Below are 18908 nucleotides of genomic sequence, written 5' to 3'. Positions count from 1 at the left end.
AGAAGAAACGAGATTCCTGCTTTGGAAGGTGTAAGAATATGGATGATCATGCACGTATCTATGAAGAATGGCATCGGTACGCTAAAAACCGTGATACTGAAGGACTGCTCAGCCTTTATGCTGAGGACGCAGTTTTTGAAAGCCCCCTCGTGCCAGCAATAATTCCCGGAGCTGGCGGCGGAGTTTTGCGGGGACGAGAAGCGATTAAGCATTTTCTGGAAGAGGGCACCCACCGTCGTCCGAATGAACTTGTACGTTGGTACCGCACGGGGGAGTATCTGACTAATGGGAAAACTTTGGTGTGGGAATATCCGCGAGAAACTCCTGAAGGAGAACAAATAGATATCTTAGAGCTCATGGAAATATCTGATGGGCTTATTGTGAACCATCGCATCTATTGGGGTTGGAAAGGATGTCAGCATATTAGCGAAGCCCTCGTACGGAATAAGTAAGGTGTAAGTAAAGCTCCATATGAATAACGGGGTGCGCATCCAAGGTTTCTGGACGCGCACCCCGTCGTTTAGATCAAGGCTATGCCGAAATTGCTTCTGCTTTTTCGATGTCTTCATCGCTAATCCCGGCAGTTGGATCAACTCCCAATATCTTAGAGATACGTTCGGTAAACGTTGCAATGGTGGCATCTCCGGTGACATTAGTTGCGGTACCGAAAGAGTCTTGCGCAAGGTACAGAGCAATCATGAGGGCGATCATGGATTCATTGAAACCAAGCATCGACTCCAGCAGCCCAATGGCGGTCATCACGCCTCCGCCGGGTACACCCGGGGCCGCGACCATCATAATGCCTAGCATAAGCACCACTGGAGTTACTGAGGCAAAATTGGGGTTTTGCCCAGTCATATACAGGACTGCGACTGCACATGAAGTAATCGTGATCATAGAACCCGAAAGGTGGATGGTAGCGCATAGCGGAATAGCGAAATCAACCACGCGAGAAGAAATACCAGCCTTCTTCGCGGATCGAACCGTTACCGGGATGGTAGCTGCTGAGGACTGGGTTCCGATGGCTGTGAAATAGGCGGGCATCATGGTCTTGAGCATCCTAAACGGGTTGCGCTTTGAAACGCTTCCGGCAACTGTGTACTGTAGCGTTAGCGTTACCCAGTGCAAGATAATGACCATAATGAATACCATGCCAAAGACCGAGAGAATCTTAGCAACCTGGCCCGCAAGGGTCATATTCGCAAAGACACCCACGATATGGATGGGTAGAAGCGGAATAATAACGTAGCTGAGAAGCTTCTCAATGATAACTTGAAAATCCTCGAAGAGATTGAGCATGCTACGAGTCTTGAGGGCTGTTATTCCCAGACCTAGGATAAAGGACAGAATAAGTGCGCTCATCACTCCCATAATGGGGTCAAGCTCAAACTTGATGTATCCTGTCGAGAGTGCATTTTCAGGGTTATCAAAAGATTCTAACCGTTGCCCCTTCAACAAAATAGGGTACAGGAATAGTGCCGCCGTTAAAGCTAAAAATCCAGCAACAATACTGGAAAGATATGACAGAGCTACGGTAATGCCCAGCATCTTACCTGCACCTTGGGCTAGCGAACCAATTCCTGGAACGATAAAACCGATAATAATAAGCGGGATAGAGAAGCTCAGGAACGCACTGAAAACAGTAGAGAACGAGACAAAGATCTGAACTACAACATCGGTAGGGATAGAGGTACCCAGCCCGCTATTCATGCCACCGATTATCCCAGGAGTTGTAGCACCAATAAGAACACCTGCAAGAATTGCAATCACAATCCAGGCAAGGAGAGGGATCTTTTTGAGTAGTTTCATAATTTCCTATGTGTGTTGGGACCGATAAGATCCATGCCGCTCATCCCCGGTATTCTCAGGGAACACTCAAGTATAGAGTTATATCCTAGCGTGAATGAATATGTTTATCCAGCGACAGGACAGACGTTCATGACATGAAAACGCCTAGCCGGTATAGGCCTTTTAGAAGTTTTCAGGCGTGTTGCGTTCACTATCACTCCCGCCGTCGAAAACCTCTAGAATGGGATTGTGAGTAACTCAGAAAATACCCTGCTCCTTATTGATGGACATTCACTGGCCCTTCGCTCTTTCTTTGGCATTTATACAATGGCAGAGAAAACGGGAAACCATGTTTTTGTGCGAAGCGACGGGCAGCATACGGAAGCAGTTCATGCCTTCCTGTCTACCTTGCTGAACATTATTAAAGACCATAACCCTAGCCATATTGCGGTGGCATTCGATCTGCCCGGTGGTACTTTTCGCACGGAGGAATACAGCGAATATAAGAGCGGTCGTAACGTTATCCCTGAAGCCTTCGACGGGCAGCTTGATCTCATCAAGAAGATGCTCGGAGCTCTGAAAATCCCGGCGCTCACCCAGGAGAATTATGAGGCAGATGATATCGTCGCGACCCTGACACGGCAGGGATCAGAAGCTCAATACAAAGTGCTCATTCTTTCAGGAGACCGCGATATTTTCCAGCTTGTTACGGACGATGTTACATTGCTGTATCCCGTAACGACTGGTCCCTCCAAAGGTATTCAGCGTATGGATCCTGCAGCGGTTGAGAAAAAAACAAAAGTACCACCTCGGCTGTATCCGGATCTCGCTGCGCTCACCGGTGAGCAAGCCGATAATCTGCCTGGAGTCCCCGGAGTTGGACCAGGTTTTGCTGCTAAATGGCTTCATGAGTACGGTGATCTTGAAGGTGTACTTGCTAATAGCGGGAACATCAAAGGTAAAAAAGGTGAGGCTCTGCGCGAAAACATTGAGAATGTGCGCAGGAACCGTCGCCTCAACCAGCTTGTTGACACGCTCAATTTGGATGTTGAGTTCGATCAAATGCGGTTTATTCCGGACCTTCAGGAGCTTGAAACGTTCTTCGATGAAGTGGAATTCCGCACTATTCGTAAGCGGGCCCAGGATATATTAGGGCCTGTTATACGTGCTTTGGGCGCGCAAGCTCGTACCGCAGGTGAAGAACCCATGACAGATAACGGGGTTCCGAGTGGTCCCACCTTTGAGCCGATTCGTACCGATGAGGCGACCACCGTAACATCGGCCGCAGACTTTCGTGCATGGTGCGAGCATGCAGCCCACGTTGGGTATGGGCGTGACGCATCGGGTGATACCATTCAGGTTCCTGAAAGGCTTAAAGGCGCGGTTACGCTTTTCCCTGTGATTGATGTGCCTGTAGCCCGTGAAGGTGTGAAAGTCACCAAGACTAAGATTCGCGCTGCTGAAGAGAATCCGGTACTGCGAGGAATTATTCTGACCTCGAAAGAATCATCGCTGTGGATCAACCTGACGAATATTTCCGAAGATCTCGCCTCAGCATTTGCGGAGTGGGTTTCTGACCCTCAAATGCGTAAGATCGTGATGGATCTCAAAAATCAGCGGAAACTTTTACGTGAGTACGGGTATAAACTCGATGGAGCCATCGAAGATCCGTCACTATCCTCATATATGTGCGGATACATAGCAGCTACGAATCGTAGGCTCTTTGCTGAACGTATTGAGGATTTAGCTGAGAAATATCTTTGGATTCCCCAACAGGAATTCAGTGAACTTGTCTTCCCAGAGGAAGCACCCTCACTTTTTGAGATGCCCGGTGAAGAGAACCTACGTTACTTTACCCAGGTTTCACGGGTTATTCACGAACTGGCGCGTATTCTGCACTTCGAAATGCAAGAACAGGGCCAGCTTAAGATTTATGAAGACATTGAGTTGCCGCTTCTGTACGTTCTGGCTGATATGGAGCAGGCGGGTATCGCTGTCTCAGATGCCTTACTAAACGAGCTTAATGATACGTTTAGCTCACGCGCATCCATGGCCGAGGAACAGGCGAAAGTACTTATTGGCGGTGACGTCAATGGCGAGCCCCTCAATCTGGCATCTGTGAAACAGCTCCAAACTGTACTCTTTGAGAGGCTCGGTCTTCCGAAGACCCGCAAAATTAAGTCTGGGTATTCAACGGATTCAGAATCTGTGGCTGACTTGTTGACCAAAGTATCGCCGGAATCAGATGGTGCTCAATTCTTGATGGCGCTCCAGGCATACCGAGATAATATCAAGCTCAAGCAGACTGTTGAAGGTTTACAAAAAGCGGCAGTCACAGATGGTCGTGTACACACTACTTTCCAGCAAAATGCTGCATCAACGGGGCGTCTTTCCTCGACGGCACCGAACCTGCAGAATATCCCAATCCGCACTGATGAAGGACGACGTATCCGCGGTGCCTTTATCGTGGCTCCAAAAGTTTTAGACGGTGTAGAGTATGAAGGTTTGCTCACCGCCGACTACTCGCAGATTGAGATGCGTATTATGGTGCATCTTGCCGCCGATGAGAAATTAATCCAGGCTTATGCGGATGGTGAAGACCTGCATCGGTACGTTGGCTCTGAGGTGTTCGGGGTTGCCCCCGAAGAGGTGACACCCCAGATGCGTGCGAAAGTTAAAGCAATGTCTTATGGATTGGCATACGGTCTTTCTCGGTTTGGTCTCGCAAAGCAGCTCAATATTAGTTCCGATGAGGCAGGGGAGTTGCGTACCAACTACTTCAAACGATTTGGTCGTGTGGGGCGTTTCCTGCGCGGGGTCGTCAAACAGGCTCATAACGACGGTTATACCGAAACTATTTATGGGCGCCGACGTTCACTGCCAGATCTTGACTCTCCAAACCGAACTCGACGTGAGGCAGCTGAACGAGCTGCCCTCAACGCTCCAATTCAGGGGACAGCTGCAGACATCATTAAAATCGCAATGATTAACATTCACCGCCGACTTCAAGAAGAGAATCTCAAGACCCGCATGCTCTTGCAGGTTCACGACGAGATTATCCTCGAAGTTGCCGTCGGTGAACGCGAAGCAGCGCAGCGCATCCTAGTAGAGGAGATGAGTGAAGCTATCGAGCTGAAGGTTCCTCTCGACGTGCAAGTTGGCTGGGGCAAGTCCTGGGAAGAAGCCGGACACTAGTCAGAAACCGCGAAGAGAGACGAACGATACCGTCGGACTTATTCGGAATATATTGCACACAGAATAGTGCAAGAAATACCCGCATCGATGCGCGTCGTTCATTGACGACACGCCCGAAAAACACGTACACTAGTAATCGCGTGTATCAGCATCCCTATGCACCAGAGGCATGTACCTACGCATCTTCCGGATGATACGCGCGGTAAGTATCCGTCAGACTCGACGTCACTTCCCATGTTTTGAGTAGGAAACAGCAAGTGAGCGCTCGCAAACTTGCCGGAGACGTCGACCTATTATTAATCCAATTGGAGCCCTAACTACATGAGCACCAACATCCCTCAGGTCGCAATCAACGACATCGGCAACGAGGAAGAATTCCTCAAGGCAGTTGACGAGACCATCAAGTACTTCAACGATGGCGATCTCGTCTCCGGTCAGGTTGTTAAGGTTGATCACGACGAGGTTCTGCTCGACATCGGTTACAAGACCGAAGGCGTCATTCCCTCTCGCGAGCTTTCTATCAAGCACGATGTAGATCCCGGTGAAGTAGTCGCAGTTGGCGATGAAATCGAGGCTCTCGTCCTGACTAAGGAAGACAAGGAAGGTCGCCTGATCCTCTCCAAGAAGCGCGCACAATATGAGCGTGCATGGGGCGACATCGAAAAGATCAAGGAAAACGACGGCGTCGTCACCGGTACCGTTATTGAGGTTGTCAAGGGCGGTCTTATCCTTGACATTGGTCTGCGAGGCTTCCTGCCCGCATCCCTCGTTGAGATGCGTCGTGTTCGCGATCTTGCACCCTACATCGGTCAGCAGCTCGAAGCTAAGATCATCGAGCTTGACAAGAACCGCAACAATGTTGTTCTCTCTCGCCGTGCATGGCTTGAGCAGACTCAGTCCGAGGTTCGCTCCACTTTCCTCAACCAGCTCGAAAAGGGCCAAGTACGCGAAGGTGTTGTATCGTCTATCGTCAACTTCGGTGCCTTCGTCGATTTGGGTGGCGTGGACGGTCTGGTTCACGTTTCCGAACTCTCCTGGAAGCACATCGACCATCCCTCCGAGGTTGTCGAAGTTGGTCAGCCTGTAACCGTTGAAGTTCTTGAGGTTGATCTGGATCGTGAGCGTGTCTCGCTGTCCTTGAAGGCTACTCAGGAAGATCCGTGGCAGGCATTTGCTCGCACCCACGCTCTGGGGCAGATCGTACCCGGTAAGGTTACTAAGCTCGTTCCCTTCGGTGCGTTTGTTCGTGTTGAAGACGGTATTGAGGGTCTGGTTCATATCTCTGAGCTTGCTGTGCGCCATGTTGATTTGGCAGAGCAGGTTGTTTCGGTAGGCGAAGAGCTCTTCGTCAAGATCATTGATATTGATATGGATCGTCGTCGTATCTCCCTGTCCCTCAAGCAGGCTAACGAAGGCGTTGATCCCAATGCTACCGAGTTTGATCCCGCACTATACGGTATGGCAGCTGAATACGATGAAGCTGGCAACTACAAGTACCCCGAAGGCTTCGATCCTGAAGCTAACGAATGGCTTGAAGGCTTTGACGCACAGCGCGAGGCTTGGGAAGCACAGTATGCAGAAGCACAGGCTCGCTTCGAAGCACACAAGGTTCAGGTTGCTAAAGCACTTGAAGCTGATGCAGAGGCCGCCGCTGCTGCTCCCGTTGCCGCAGCTGAGCCAGCACCCGCATCATCTTACTCTTCCGATGAGAAGTCTTCCGCTGGTACTCTCGCATCTGACGAGGCTCTAGCAGAACTGCGTAAGAAGCTGACTGGCAACTAAGGTTTATTCGTTTATAGAGTAGCCTCTAGTTCTAGAGTATAAATATCACGCACGAGGGTTCCCCAAACCTGGGGAACCCTCGTGTAGTATTGTGCGTCTTTTCTCGCGTACAGTTTTAGACCTCAGCACATAGCTCGTTCCAGACCTTTTGAACCTGTGCTTGAGTATCTTCACGAGATCCACTATTGGTAATAACCCACCGAGCAATGTCGGCACGCTGCTGATCGGTGGCTTGAGCAGAAATGCGTGCTTGAGCTTCTGTATAAGACATATTCCGATTTTTGCTAAGTCGCCCTAGACGAATGGGGAGATCCGTCTGTACCGCAATGACACCGTCGAACTCTGCAGCACGTTGAGTCTCAACCAGTAGAGGAATATCATCAATGATAATGCCCGAAAAGTTGGGGGAGTTTACCGCATCGTCAACAAGCTCGGCGGCGTGGGAGCGGACTTCAGGATGCACAATAGCATTGAGCTTCTCTCGCTCTTCATGATGGGCAAAGATACGTTCCGCTAAACGAGCGCGATTGAGGGTTCCGTCTGCGTTGAGAATGGACTCCCCAAAGGTGTTCACCGTGCGAGCGAGTATTTCCTGCCCAGGCTCCATAAGTTCACGCGAGATCGCATCTGCATCAATAATAACGGCGCCTAGATCCCTGAACATCCGCGCGACTGTGCTTTTACCGCTTCCAATGCCGCCTGTCAGAGCGTAGCGACGGTACTGTGTAACGCCCATGAAACCCCTAGAATAGTAGTTGTGAGTACTCAAATGTTCCAAGAATCCCGCGCACAACGATACACAGTATTGCATGGAATAGAACCCTATGAGAGTCTTCTTGAGATTAAGCGTAGCGAATTTATTGGTCATGTTAAACGCGTATACACAACAGATGAGGCACGCGCTTACATAAATTCGCTTCGGAAGAGCTATCACGATGCCCGCCATGTGTGTTCGGCCTTTGTCCTTGGAGCGGACCGTGAAATTCAACGTTCATCGGACGATGGCGAACCTGCCGGTACTGCCGGAATTCCAATACTTCAAGCTCTTTTAGCACGCCAGACACGCATTGATGAGGGCGGTACTGACCTTTCTGATCTTGTGGCCGTTGTTGTGCGTTATTTTGGGGGTATCAAACTGGGCGCTGGCGGATTGGTGCGTGCCTATACCGATGCGGTGGTGCAGACTCTCGATAACGCCCATTTTGATTCTCGGGAACGGATGCGGGTAGGCACCGTTTTAGTTTCTCTGGCTGAGGCTGGGCGAGTGGAGAATGAGATTCGGGCATCAGGAATTGAAGTATTAGGTACGGATTATCTTGTAGACGGCGCCCAGATCTCTCTAGGTGTTTTCGACCGGGAGCAGAAGAAGCGCGAGGCACAGGAACGTGTTATAGCAATAACTTCTGGTCAGGAAAATATCGTATGGGGCGATACCCGGTGGGTAGATATTCCATGTTTTTAGCCCAGCCATATTAGATTTAGAGCATACCCTAAATTTTAAACTAGGTTAGGCATAGTATCTTGGTGCTAATTGTGGTACGTTGAATACGGTGCAGCATTGTCTGCCACATACACCGCAAGTGAAAGCCGAGAATTTTCCCGTGCATTTTAACTCTGAACAGCATAGCTCCATCGCACATACGTCTAAACCCGATATTGGACCTGCGACTGTTGAGCAGATTCTCAATGCTTATGCGCAGGGTAACCTAGATACGCTCCTGAACGTGTTGACGCAGCGGCCGCATGATTTTGCGCAACAACTTAACCGTATTTGCCGTGCTTTTCCTTCTGAAATTGAACGTATTGCAGTCACTCTTCAAGAAATAGGCGAAAATCTTCCTCAAGGAACCCTAGTTCGCCTCTATAATCAGTATTCCAACGCAGCTCGCGGCGTGGGGGAGAAAATCTCTCAAGATAATTCTCGTATGCTGCATATCATCCAGGCCCCTGTGATAACTCGTGCTCATGCTGCCCGTCTACTCCTAGCCCTAGAGCTCTGTTTGGCACCTAAGATGCGTGGACTAATTGTGACCATGCCGCCTCAAGATTTTTATCGGCCTATGGAAACTGAACCTCAGCCAGTCTCATGTAACCCAGCGCTCGATGGTGCAGTTAACCCCTTTATACCCAGTCTGTGGGAAAATTTTCCGTTGGGAAACTCCAATGAAGCTGTGGCGCTGAGTGCTACAGGTATACGCGAAATTCCTGACGGGTATGAACTATCTGTTATGCTTCTCGACGATGACTACCAACGCGTGCATACCATAGAGCGGGGTGCACCAGATACTTGCTTCTCATGTTTCTGGGATGAAGAAGTAGAAGATTCAGAGAACGATATTCGATGTGGGCTTGAGCTGGGATACCGTGTTGAAGAATACGCTGAAATTAACGTGCACCGCGCCATGAAAATGGGAGCGCGGTACGTCGTAGTAACGGCTCTTGCAGGAGAGCGCTTTCCTCAGAGCACTGATGAGGATGATACCTGTAATGCACCGTCGCAAAATGGCGCTCCACGGTTTGATTCTCGGGTTGCGCCAGATCTGCGATCTTTGATTATTATCCCGGATGAAAATATTCACCCGGTTGCACATCGCGGTAATTTTCACGTTCTGGATGTTCCAGGGCGCACGGTTTGTGCCGTACTCGATCTTTATAAGCAACGAATTACTATGCCTGCGGTCGGCATTCCAACGGAAGCTGACGAAGACGATACGCTCGCCGCTCTCATGGGAGCGCTAAATGGCTACCTGCCCATGACAGTACGAGATTTCATGCAGCTATCGGGAGCTGTAGTTAAATAAGTATCAAGTTTGGATCGTGTGGAATATGAGACCCATTAATTTCTTAGATGGTGGCATGCATCTTCCTAGAGTGAAACCCTCTGATTTCTCGAATACATCAACTAGAATAGATGTATGAGTCTTGCTCCGGAGATTAAACGAGTCGTAGCCCCTTTTGAAGTTGTCAGCCCATATCAGCCAGCTGGCGATCAGCCTAAGGCTATTGCTGAGCTTACTGAGCGCGTGGAGAACGGTGAAAAAGATATCGTTCTGATGGGTGCCACCGGCACCGGTAAATCTGCTACGGCGGCATGGCTGGTCGAATCTGTGCAGCGCCCTACGCTTGTTATGGTGCAGAATAAGACTCTTGCTGCTCAGTTAGCCAATGAACTGCGTGAGCTCTTGCCCAATAACGCGGTCGAGTATTTCGTCTCATACTATGACTACTATCAGCCTGAGGCCTATGTTCCGCAGACGGATACTTTTATTGAGAAAGATTCCTCAATCAATGAAGAAGTAGAACGTCTGCGGCACTCTGCTACGAATTCCCTTTTGACTCGCCGCGATGTTGTTGTGGTCTCGACTGTTTCGTGTATTTACGGTTTGGGTACGCCCGAAGAATATGTGGAGCAGATGGTCACTCTTAAGCGCGGGGATGAGATAGATCGTGATGATCTGCTGCGCCAATTCGTGAATATGCAGTACGCCCGCAATGACATGGATTTTCACCGTGGAACCTTTCGGGTGAGGGGTGATACTGTCGAAATCATCCCTATGTACGAAGAGCATGCTATTCGTATTGAATTTTTCGGCGATGAAATTGAGGCTATCTATACTCTGCACCCGCTCACGGGTGAGGTTATTCGAGAAGAAGACGAGATGTATGTCTTCCCGGCGAGCCACTATGTTGCTGGTCCTGAGCGTATGGCTCGCGCTATTGCTTCCATCGAAGACGAGCTCCAGGAACGTCTACAAACGCTAGAATCTCAGGGGAAGCTTCTGGAGGCACAGCGACTACGTATGCGTACCACCTATGACCTTGAGATGATGGAACAGATGGGGTTCACCAGTGGTATTGAGAACTATTCACGCCATATCGACGGTCGTTCAGCAGGTTCGGCTCCGCATTGTCTGTTAGACTATTTTCCCGATGATTTCCTGCTTATTATCGACGAGTCACACGTGACGGTACCTCAAATCGGCGCCATGTACGAAGGCGATATGTCTCGTAAACGTACGCTCGTGGAACATGGGTTCCGTCTGCCTTCTGCCATGGACAACCGCCCTCTAAAATGGGATGAATTCTTAGAGCGCATAGGGCAAACTATTTATCTTTCGGCTACCCCCGGCAAGTATGAGCTTTCGCAGGCTGATGGCTATGTTGAGCAGATTATTCGTCCAACAGGACTGGTGGACCCAGAGATTATTGTAAAGCCCACGAAGGGGCAGATTGATGACCTTCTTGAACAAATTCAAGAGCGTACTGAACGCGACGAGCGTGTTTTGGTGACGACTCTAACCAAGCGTATGGCAGAAGACTTGACCGAGTATTTGGTGCAGCATGGAGTACGTGTGCAATATTTGCACTCCGATGTAGATACTCTCAAACGCGTAGAGCTGTTACGTGAGCTTCGCTTGGGCACTTTTGATGTTCTGGTAGGTATTAATCTGCTTCGTGAGGGACTGGACCTTCCTGAGGTTTCACTGGTGGCCATTTTGGACGCTGATAAAGAAGGATTCTTACGTTCGACGACCTCGCTCATCCAGACGATTGGTCGTGCAGCACGTAACGTCTCGGGACAGGTACATATGTATGCAGATACTGTTACCGATTCAATGCGTACTGCTATTGACGAGACGAACCGTCGTCGAGAGATTCAGCAGGCGTATAACCGGGAGCACGGCATAGATCCGCAGCCTCTGAGGAAGAAAATTGCGGATATTACAGATGTTCTCGCTCGCGAAGAGGAAGACACCCATGAGCTTTTGCAATTACGCAAGAGCGGTAAGAAAGGTTCTCGAACAGTTGAAGCCGGAGCGAAGACAGGGTCAAGTACTTCTTCGAAGATCGCAGCAAGTACCCCAGAGTCGGATGCTCTTCTTGCCAAAGCTCAAGACCGTGTTCGCGCCGATGGTCTCGCAGCTGAGCCTGCTGAGGATCTGTTGGAACTTATCGAACAATTGAGTGAGCAGATGCGTCTGGCTGCAGAAAACCTGCAGTTTGAGTTAGCGGCACGTTTACGTGATGAACTTACCGATCTCAAAAAAGAATTTCGGCAGATGCGAGAAGCTGGGCATGCGTAATGTCTTATTAAGAATGAAAATATAAAGGTTCAACCTTATACTTGTTGAGATATTGTGTTTTGTCCTAAAATTTAGAATATTGCTTCGATGAAGATATGCGTTATTTTCGTTTCACAGATGTATAGGAATTTGCGCGTTATAATTACTTGTTAGCAGAGAAGCAATTACACTCACTCACAAGATATGCATAGGCATTCAAGGAGAAGCTTTTGCCCAGAAATAAGTCAATACCTATTAATCGACGTGCTGTGGCTAAGGGCGTCGCATGGGCTACCCCGATAGTGGTCGCTTCTACAGCGGTTCCAGCAGTTGCTGCATCCCGATGTGACCCTAAGAGCGCCCCTGGATTTCGCCAGGCGGGTTCGTGGGCCATTAAGAATCCAGACAGAGGAAAACTCAAGTCCGCTGGATCTAATCGTCCGAGCACGTTTCATGGAAAAGAATATTGGATTTCAAATACAACTGCTTTAGGCGAAGAACCCGCTACTATTAGGATTACTGCGGGGTTTGAATCAGGAGCTGATGACAGCAGTATTTTAAATACTGAATGTGGTATGTATCGTGTACGTATCTATATGACGGCTATAGAAACACGAGCAGCTTCCGGAGAATACCGTGGTAATCCTAAAGTAACTATTACCCTGAGAGATCCTCGAGGAAAACTTATTAACGGGAAAACTCTTCGATATACCACCGACCCCGCTGGACAACCTGGGGGGTTTATTTCAGTTCCCTTAGGTGAAGATATACAGGCACAAGAATGGACTCTCAAAGCAATTCCTGGAGTCTATAGGTTTGAGGCTGTCTTTGACGTTCCTGCCGAGGGCCTGGAGTCTCGTCGAGTCCAGAATCGTGGTCTTGGCTTTACTGTGCCAATTTTTGAGCCAATGTAAAGTAGATTATTTTGCATAACCTTGTACATGCACAGAAAGATAATAATGTCGTAGTGCATATGCATAGATTTACATGTATGCCTACACTCTGGATTTGTTCTTGTTCCATAAGGGTTTAGGTGGTCATCAAAACTTGAAAGAAGGAACAATACCTGTGCGAACCGGTGCGTCGCAGAGCTGCGATTACAGGGCAAATCGCCGCACTGTTACTAAAGGTATAGCCTGGGCGGTACCTGCAGTGCTGTCAGCAGTGACAGTACCAGCTTTTGCAGCTTCCGGCTGTGAAGATGTACCTGGGCCCAGTTTTGCCCAGCTGGAGCGGTGGTCTATCTCCAATCCTGCATCCGGGGAACTGATATCGCCTGCCTCGAATGGGATAAAAATTATTGGTGGGCAGGAATACTGGATGTCGGAAAGCACCGCAGCAGGCAATGAAAAAGCGAGTATTGTTTTGCGCACGGCGTACCGGGCTGGCTACGATTCAGAAGCTCAGCTACGACCAGGATGTCGGTATTCTTTTAAATACTCTGTAGCGGCACATGATGCAGACCATGGTAGGCGCAAAGGCAAAGGTGACGTCAAGTTAGATGTTTACCTCTATGACCCTGAAGGGGTCCAGGTGCGTAACAGTGGGCATACCTATACGACAAAGCCGAGGCAGAACACTAACAAATCAACCTCTGTTCCTCTTGGCGGGCAGGTGTCTGCGCATGAGGTTTATGTAACTGCTCAGGAAGGGCTTTACCGCCTCGAAACTGTTATTACTGTTGCCGCGGAAGAAAAACGGCGCGATAAAGTCGTAGCCCGAGCAATCGGAATTACCTCACCCTGCTTTGAATTTGCGGGGTAGATGCTTCCTGCCCAGGGAAAACTATGAGGCAACAACGTTCTGATCGTAACGTTCGCGGGCGGCGAGAACTGCATCCATATTAGTTTCTGCCCACTGGCGTAAAGCATTCATCGGGGCAATAAGTGTATTACCAAGCGGAGTTAATGAATAATCTACACGTGGTGGCATAGAAGCCGTGACCGCGCGGGTGAGCAGGCCATCGCGCTCCATGGAGCGCAAAGTCTGGGTAAGAACTTTGGGGGATAACCCTTCGATATGATCCTTAATCTCCCCAAAACGAGCACTTGGCTGATCGGCAAGAACAGCAACAATCATAGGAGTCCAGCGGTCCGTAAGATGTCGCAATACAGTACGTGAAGGACACGCGCTAGCCAGAATATTGGCGGGGGCTCCATTATGTGATGTTAGAGTTGCAGCCATAACTACTTTCCAGTCCAAAAATTGAGAAAGTTTCTATAGTTACCTTGAGGTATCTGGTTACTAAAGGATACTATTGTCTCGGAAGCCCGGCAAGCCGGGGGAGTAGAAGGCAAAAATCTGAGCTATTGGCATGCTTGGAAATAGGAAAGGATAAACAGATGAATATTGCGGTTATTGGGGCAACCGGTATGGTCGGGGAACGTATTGTGGCAGAGGCGGTCGCGCGCGGGCATCAGGTCGATGCATACAGCCGTTCTGGTAACGTTGTACCCGGTGCAGAAAGCAAAACTGTTGATCTAGCTAACACCGACGAACTTGTCTCAATCGTTAACGGTCACGACGTTACCATTATTGCTGTTTCTGCCGGTCGCGGTACTTCTGCAGATCCGGTTATCAACGCTCATAAGGCGCTAATTGCAGCCAAGCCTGCTGGCCGTCTACTGATTGTAGGTGGTGCCGGTTCCCTCATGGACGAAAATGGCGTGCGTCTCGTTGATACCGATGGGTTCCCCGAGGCATACAAAAATGAAGCCAAAGCTTTCTGCCAGATCCTTGAAGAATACCGAGCATCCGAAGGATTAGCTTGGACGTTGCTTTCCCCCGCACCTCTTATCCGTCCCGGTGAGCGCACCGGCAAATACAATGTATCGCTTGACACTCCTGCTGGTACTGAGATTAGTGCTGAAGATTTTGCTGTTGCTCTGCTTGATGAAGCGGAAACCCCAAAATATCCTGGTGTTCGCTTTACCGTTGCTCACTAAAATGTAGGGGTCGGAAAAACTAAAATCCGGTACAGCTTCGTAAGAAGCTGTACCGGATTTTAGTATTCACGAAGAATTTACTGATTATGAACCTCTGCTAGCATATTCTTCAAATGGCCCAAAATAGTGAGTGGATCGGAACCAAAACCATCATGATGATGAGTTTTTGAGGTCCATACCTGAGTATTACCAACCCAGCGGGCTGTTTCCATTGAGTTCTCAAAATCCACATAAATATCTGGGTTGTAAGCTGCAGCAACTACCGGAACCTCATTCCGATGCAACTGCTCATGATCGTAGAGTCGACCCCAGTCTTTCTTCTCCGCAAGAATTTGCGCAACATCTGCCAGAGGGCGCAGGGCAGGATCTTCTTCGTAGTACCACGGGAAAATGTGCTCGCCCGTGAAGAAGAGAGTATCGGCTTCAGGCGAAAACTCGGGGCGCTGTGCCGCTACCCGTGCCGCTGCCCAATTAGTGGGGGCAGGCGAAGGTGAGAGCTCATAACCCGCAATGCCCGGCAAGGTACCGTCAGCGGGACCATCTGCATAGATAGTCTCATGCATAAGGGCATAGAGAGGATTTGCCAGGAAAGAAACTTCGCTGCTCATAGATGAGAGGAACTGATCTGAGAGGCGATCATCTCCTTCAGCGAAAGCAGTTTCTAAGAAGTAGTGCAGACCGCGCTCGCGCCAGCGCCCACCTAAATAGTGACCAGCCATCTGAAAACGGTGATCGGTCAGGCGCTCACCCGTAGGAAGGTACTCTTCATGGGTGCGCAGATGTTCTGCGATGTGAGTAGCGAGAGCTGCATCCTCGGGAAACCACTCATAGTATTCCTTGTTGCGCTCAGCCATACGATCGAAGGTATGCTGGTACACGTTGTCTACTGTGGTGCGAATTGGTGCCAAACCCGCAGTAATCCTCGAATCACGCAGTGATTGTGGGGCAAAGGACAGGTAAGACAGAGTCAAGAATCCGCCGAAGGACTGACCGATGGTTGACCACCGCTTGTCCTTACGGCTGGCGAGCAAGACCTCGCGTATAGCTTCCGCATCTGCGATGATGGAGTCTGCCCGGAAAAGCTCAACATATTCGGCCTGAATCTGGGGGTCACCCACCGCTGTAATGTTGCGTGCGGATAGGGGAGAAGACATACCGGTACCACGCTGATCCAGCAGGATAACGCGGTGAGTTTTAGCCAGCTCGGCTATCCACCCACCGATGGAACCGGTCTTAGGGGAACCAAACCCAGGACCGCCCTGTAGATAGACGATATAGGGACGCTTCTCGACGGGAAGAGTCAGAGTTTCGCTTGTATTGATGACTTCACGAGCAAAAATTTTGATGCTTTGATCTGCAAAACGCGAAGATAGCGCGGCATCACGCCCTTTGGAAAAAATCAGGCCGTGAGTGAGCGGAACCTGAAACCGATGGTCGATAATTTCGTATCCATCATGCTTGACGATAGCGCCTTGGCGGTATTCAACTTGAGGAAGTACAGAAATGGTCAACGGTGAACCTTCTTTCATACCTATAAACTCATCTGTATATAGTCTATCGCGCCCCACCTCTTAAGGCAGAGCGCGATAGTTTTATGGTAGTGCAAGAAGTCAGATTCGCTTATATATGCGTATTCATGAATATATTAGGAAAGCTTGCACAGCGAAGACTCAGCGGTTCCATTAACACGACGACCTGGGGAACCCGGGGGTATGCTTAAGAAATATTAGAGGTATAGATGTGCTAGTTATCTACATATGAATCGCTCGCATCCCGATGCCGCCTTGAGCAGAGACCTGATACGATCTTCTACAGCTACTGGTAATAGAAAATGTAAAGGCCATATCCTTCTTATCTACCGTCACTGTACATGTACGTGACGTACCGTCGGATGAGGTATTTGCAAAGACTTGTCCGTAGCCCCCCATATTCACATTCCACTGATGATGCGTAAGCGGGGAATGGTAGTACTTGCTGTCACGAGGGAGACATGCCATGCCGACCCCTGTACAAGAAGTTCGACGAGATAAGGAGGGGATTTTGCTTTCATAGGATTAAGGTAAGGCATTGAAAAGTTGATATAAAGATTTGCAAAGTGCAGTAAGGGGACGGAACAATCAACGTATAAGGTGTAGATCCCTAGTTACACGTATTAGAGGGATAAGAAATACGGTGCGAAATACTTGTACGTATTTCGCACCGTACTTTATTTACTTGGTCTTCTTATCTGCTGTGAAATTACGGCACACCACAGCGGTTGCCGCGCCATTCACACGCATACCGGGCTTACCAATGTTGCTACCAGTAGTTATATTGGAGTCATAGACGCGAGAGGTATCGACGTAGGACCCTCCACCGCCACCTGCGCCGGAGAACGCCGCCGAGCCAACTGGTGACCAGTATCCCCCCTCGATGTAGTTCCCATCAACCCAACCTGTGACAGAGGCGTAGGATTGATCCGCGCCATAACCGGCAGCGGTAGTCACTGACGCGCTACCGCCGCCGCCGTATCCGCCGCCGCCGGTTGAGCCGTGGAGAATGGAACACTGGTTCAGATCACTTGTGCGGTACCAGGTAATAGCCATACCGATACCAACCACGCCTGCACCGCCTTGACCTCCATTATTTCCTTGGGAATTTTTTGTGAGGGTAGCATCGGCACCTGCGTTACCGGCAACGTTTTGGCTGAATAAGTAGCGCTCTTGTGAACCCTCAAAGGAAATAGCGCTGTTGCTCTTCGGATCAGACAAAGAACCTGCAGGTGCACCTGCTCCGCCCTGCCCATTACCGCCGCCAAGACCACCGTTCATGTTGAGGGCAGGTCCTGGGAAGAACAAGTAGGTTTCTTGGTAGCTGCCGCCGCGTTCACCCACACGTCCGCCAGAACCGCCGTTTGCCATATCGCCTGTATTGAATTTGAGACCTTTAAAGCTTTCAGGCTGCGGACCGTAAAACTCCTTATTCCAAGAAGTACGCGAAATCTGACGAGCCCCTGCGCCACCGCCGCCACCAGCAATAGCAATAGGAGTACCATTCAAGAGAATTGCTGATGCACCGCCGCCAGTAGGACCATATAGCTCGTTTATTAGGCTCTTGCTAGAATGCTCCTTGTACCGCTTCGTGTACTCATTTTCATCCATGATCGCTTCACTATGAGAGCCACCGTCAGCCCAGCCTTTACCCGGTGTAGACGGGGTATTATTATATGGGCCTCCGCCGCCAGCAATGATGAAGGTTACCTCATCGGTTGGGTTAAGATCGAGGGTTCCGGTAACAAGAGCACCAGAACCACCGTGGCCATCGCGGGCATTGCCTTGATAAGTACCACCGGCTCCGCCCAAAAGGGTGAAGGTCATGACTTCAATATTGCCAGCGGTGAAGGTGTGGGTTACAGAATCCCCGTTTGTTGTAGTGTTAGTGGGTACATCTAGGGTAATACCTGGGGTGCATAGTGATGATGCAAAAGCTGGTACAGAAGCGCTTGCTACGACCATAGGAGTAGCCCACGCAGCACCTTTAACAACGTTGCGGCGAGATATGGAATGCTTCATTGTATCCTTCCAGTGTTTGATGTGTGAGTGATATGAAAATCTTAGCGCTAGTTTTGACGCACTATCGAATGATGGCATTATCACCACTGTCATTAGTAGGCGATAGGTGTCATTATCCTTGGTATCTCTGCAGGTTTATCAGTCAGAGCTGTTAAAACTCTGATATGAAACTGCTCTGCGGAGATGAGAAAGTCCTAAGTTATTTTGTGTAGTGGTGTCTTTCGAGGATAGATATAGTGCGATCATTTGAAGCGCATGGATTATTTAAGGATTATAGAGTATTTTCTCTGTGAAATGTATTTCCAAAGTTGAGAATATTATAAAATTCACTATTTTACGTCAATATTGATGTGATATTTACAAATCTCTCAACCTCTTACGGAATGATATCGAGTAAAAATATTAAAAATGTGTCATGTAGTGAATGAGGGAGCATAATGAAATGCATGAGAAGAGATTTTGATATAGGGAGCATCTAGAAATGATTTATTAGTAAAGTTATTTTTGATAAAATTTATGGCTTGCGATACACGCATGAAGTCAGATTCGAAATGGTGCTGATGTAAAGTTTTTACTTACTTGAG

14 protein-coding genes are annotated in these 18908 nt (G+C 49.2%); 9 read left to right on the top strand and 5 right to left on the bottom strand.

Going from position 1 to position 18908, the window contains the following annotated elements; translation table 11 throughout:
• The first annotated feature begins 38 nt into the window (after positions 1 to 38).
• The gene (locus tag HMPREF2958_RS09515; RefSeq protein ID WP_037230878.1) at positions 39 to 452 is read left to right on the top strand and encodes a nuclear transport factor 2 family protein; all 414 of its coding nucleotides are present in this window, start codon (positions 39 to 41) and stop codon (positions 450 to 452) included.
• A gap of 79 nt (positions 453 to 531) precedes the next feature.
• On the opposite strand, the gene HMPREF2958_RS09510 is transcribed toward HMPREF2958_RS09515, so the two are convergent.
• A complete protein-coding gene (locus HMPREF2958_RS09510; protein WP_070697811.1) occupies positions 532 to 1809 on the bottom strand; it encodes a dicarboxylate/amino acid:cation symporter in 1278 nt (425 codons plus the stop codon).
• A 228-nt stretch (positions 1810 to 2037) separates the two neighbouring features.
• Here HMPREF2958_RS09510 and polA point away from each other — a divergent pair, with 228 nt between their 5' ends.
• Positions 2038 to 4983: a DNA polymerase I gene (gene polA, locus HMPREF2958_RS09505; protein WP_083313741.1), complete on the top strand. Its 2946-nt coding sequence runs from the start codon at positions 2038 to 2040 to the stop codon at positions 4981 to 4983.
• Between the two features lie 321 nt (positions 4984 to 5304).
• Positions 5305 to 6765, top strand: a complete 1461-nt coding sequence (gene rpsA / locus HMPREF2958_RS09500) for a 30S ribosomal protein S1 (protein ID WP_004004572.1) — start codon at positions 5305 to 5307, stop codon at positions 6763 to 6765.
• 115 nt (positions 6766 to 6880) lie between these two features.
• On the opposite strand, the gene coaE is transcribed toward rpsA, so the two are convergent.
• Entirely contained in the window at positions 6881 to 7501 is a 621-nt protein-coding gene (gene coaE, locus HMPREF2958_RS09495; RefSeq protein ID WP_246828112.1) for a dephospho-CoA kinase, read from the bottom strand.
• Positions 7502 to 7534: 33 nt separating this feature from the next.
• On the opposite strand from coaE, the gene HMPREF2958_RS11195 reads away from it, so the two are divergent.
• From HMPREF2958_RS11195 to HMPREF2958_RS09475, 5 genes are all read left to right on the top strand, one after another.
• On the top strand, positions 7535 to 8227 hold the full coding sequence (locus tag HMPREF2958_RS11195; protein WP_004004573.1) for an IMPACT family protein: 693 nt from the start codon (positions 7535 to 7537) through the stop codon (positions 8225 to 8227).
• A gap of 139 nt (positions 8228 to 8366) precedes the next feature.
• Complete coding sequence (locus HMPREF2958_RS09485; RefSeq protein WP_246828110.1) at positions 8367 to 9566, top strand: hypothetical protein; 1200 nt, start codon at positions 8367 to 8369, stop codon at positions 9564 to 9566.
• Between the two features lie 114 nt (positions 9567 to 9680).
• The gene (gene uvrB / locus HMPREF2958_RS09480) at positions 9681 to 11849 is read left to right on the top strand and encodes an excinuclease ABC subunit UvrB (RefSeq protein WP_004004576.1); all 2169 of its coding nucleotides are present in this window, start codon (positions 9681 to 9683) and stop codon (positions 11847 to 11849) included.
• Between the two features lie 209 nt (positions 11850 to 12058).
• On the top strand, positions 12059 to 12742 hold the full coding sequence (locus HMPREF2958_RS10815; RefSeq protein WP_004004577.1) for a hypothetical protein: 684 nt from the start codon (positions 12059 to 12061) through the stop codon (positions 12740 to 12742).
• Positions 12743 to 12896: 154 nt separating this feature from the next.
• Positions 12897 to 13592 carry a hypothetical protein gene (locus tag HMPREF2958_RS09475; RefSeq protein ID WP_004004578.1) on the top strand — a complete coding sequence of 232 codons (696 nt, stop codon included), beginning with the start codon at positions 12897 to 12899 and terminating at the stop codon, positions 13590 to 13592.
• Between the two features lie 21 nt (positions 13593 to 13613).
• Here the strand turns inward: HMPREF2958_RS09475 and HMPREF2958_RS09470 are convergent, their stop codons facing one another.
• Positions 13614 to 14012, bottom strand: coding sequence for a winged helix-turn-helix transcriptional regulator (locus tag HMPREF2958_RS09470; protein WP_004004579.1), 399 nt, complete (start codon positions 14010 to 14012; stop codon positions 13614 to 13616).
• 158 nt (positions 14013 to 14170) lie between these two features.
• On the opposite strand from HMPREF2958_RS09470, the gene HMPREF2958_RS09465 reads away from it, so the two are divergent.
• The gene (locus tag HMPREF2958_RS09465) at positions 14171 to 14773 is read left to right on the top strand and encodes an NAD(P)-dependent oxidoreductase (protein WP_004004580.1); all 603 of its coding nucleotides are present in this window, start codon (positions 14171 to 14173) and stop codon (positions 14771 to 14773) included.
• A gap of 77 nt (positions 14774 to 14850) precedes the next feature.
• Here HMPREF2958_RS09465 and HMPREF2958_RS09460 read toward each other — a convergent pair whose 3' ends face one another.
• Positions 14851 to 16302: an alpha/beta fold hydrolase gene (locus tag HMPREF2958_RS09460; protein ID WP_004004581.1), complete on the bottom strand. Its 1452-nt coding sequence runs from the start codon at positions 16300 to 16302 to the stop codon at positions 14851 to 14853.
• A gap of 681 nt (positions 16303 to 16983) precedes the next feature.
• Positions 16984 to 18324, bottom strand: a complete 1341-nt coding sequence (locus tag HMPREF2958_RS09455; RefSeq protein WP_037230883.1) for a hypothetical protein — start codon at positions 18322 to 18324, stop codon at positions 16984 to 16986.
• Positions 18325 to 18908 lie beyond the last annotated feature (584 nt).

The organism is Rothia sp. HMSC036D11 (assembly GCF_001814205.1).
Lineage (GTDB): Bacteria > Actinomycetota > Actinomycetes > Actinomycetales > Micrococcaceae > Rothia > Rothia dentocariosa.
Note: the sequence above shows the minus strand (reverse complement) of the source record. Positions and strands in the feature narration are given on the sequence as shown.